1 protein-coding gene and 1 pseudogene are annotated in these 1,243 nt (G+C 41.4%); both read right to left on the bottom strand.

What is annotated here, in order from left to right:
- On the bottom strand, positions 1-548 hold a 548-nt coding region (ribB, locus tag VXQ92_RS19000; RefSeq protein WP_416682847.1), incomplete at its 3' end, for a 3,4-dihydroxy-2-butanone-4-phosphate synthase.
- A 239-nt stretch (positions 549-787) separates the two neighbouring features.
- Positions 788-1,243, bottom strand: a pseudogene (locus tag VXQ92_RS19005) (hypothetical protein); the annotation flags it as partial.

Consider the following 1,243-nt stretch of genomic DNA (forward strand, 5'->3'; position numbering starts at 1 on the left):
TCAGCAAAAATTTCTAAATCTGCGCGGCGTGCCATTGTGCCATCTTCTTTGATGATTTCACAAATGACAGATGCAGGCTCAAGACCTGCCAGTCGTGCTAAATCACAACCTGCCTCGGTATGACCTGCACGGTGTAATACACCACCTGGCTGTGCCATGAGTGGGAAAATATGGCCCGGTTGTACAATATCGGTTGGTTTGGCATGTGCTGCCACAGCAGCTTGAATCGTGTGAGCACGTTCTGCTGCCGAAATACCTGTAGTAATACCTTCAGCTGCTTCGATAGATAACGTAAAGTTAGTACCATGCTGGGCACCGTTCTGGTCAACCATCAGCGGGAGGTTTAATTGTTTACAACGTTCACGGCTTAAAGTTAAGCAAACTAAACCGCGTGCATGTGTAATCATGAAGTTAATATCTTCAGGGCGTACATGCGTTGCTGCGATGACAAGGTCACCTTCATTTTCACGGTCTTCGTCATCCATTAAGATGACCATTTTGCCTGCACGAATATCGGCGACAAGTTCTTCAACACGACTCAGCGGCATTCGCTTTCACCTTTTTTTGTCGTAAGACAATTTCTATTGAATAAATTTCGCATAGTTTACGCTGTTTATAGAATTTTGCCTATGATTCTGATTTATCCAAATTTACGACTCAACATCATAGAACCGGATTTATTTAGATAAATAAATCATAAGGAAATAAAATTATTTAAAATAAATACCATAAATTTAGATAAAAAAACCTAGCCGGATGGCTAGGTTTAAATGCGCACAATAAATTTTTAAGATGCTGCACTACTCGGGCTGTCATTTTGAGGAATTGATTTTTTACCCATCAAAATTTCAGTTCGAATATTTTGTGCAAGCTCTGCACATTCCGCATTCATACCATTGATCATAAATGCATGACGAGTCATGACATTACTTGGGTTAGGCATTGCAACAAGCTGATAGCTGTCTTGAATTGCTTTAAGCTGTTCATTATCAAGGTAGAGTGCAGATTCTTTCGCATGAAGATGTTGCGCTAAACGTTGAGCAGCTTCTTTGGCATCAATTTGCATTGCTTCTACGGCATTACACACGGCACTGCGAGTTTGTAGCGCAAAGCGTTTATCTTCACGGTAACGCTTATATAAAACGTCCGAAAGCAATTGGAAAACTGTACCTACCATAAGGAGGCATTCTACAGCGTGTGGATGTGAAGTCGAAATGGCAAGTGTTGCGCCCTCTGCATGAAA

The organism is Acinetobacter sp. 228 (genome assembly GCF_048147885.1).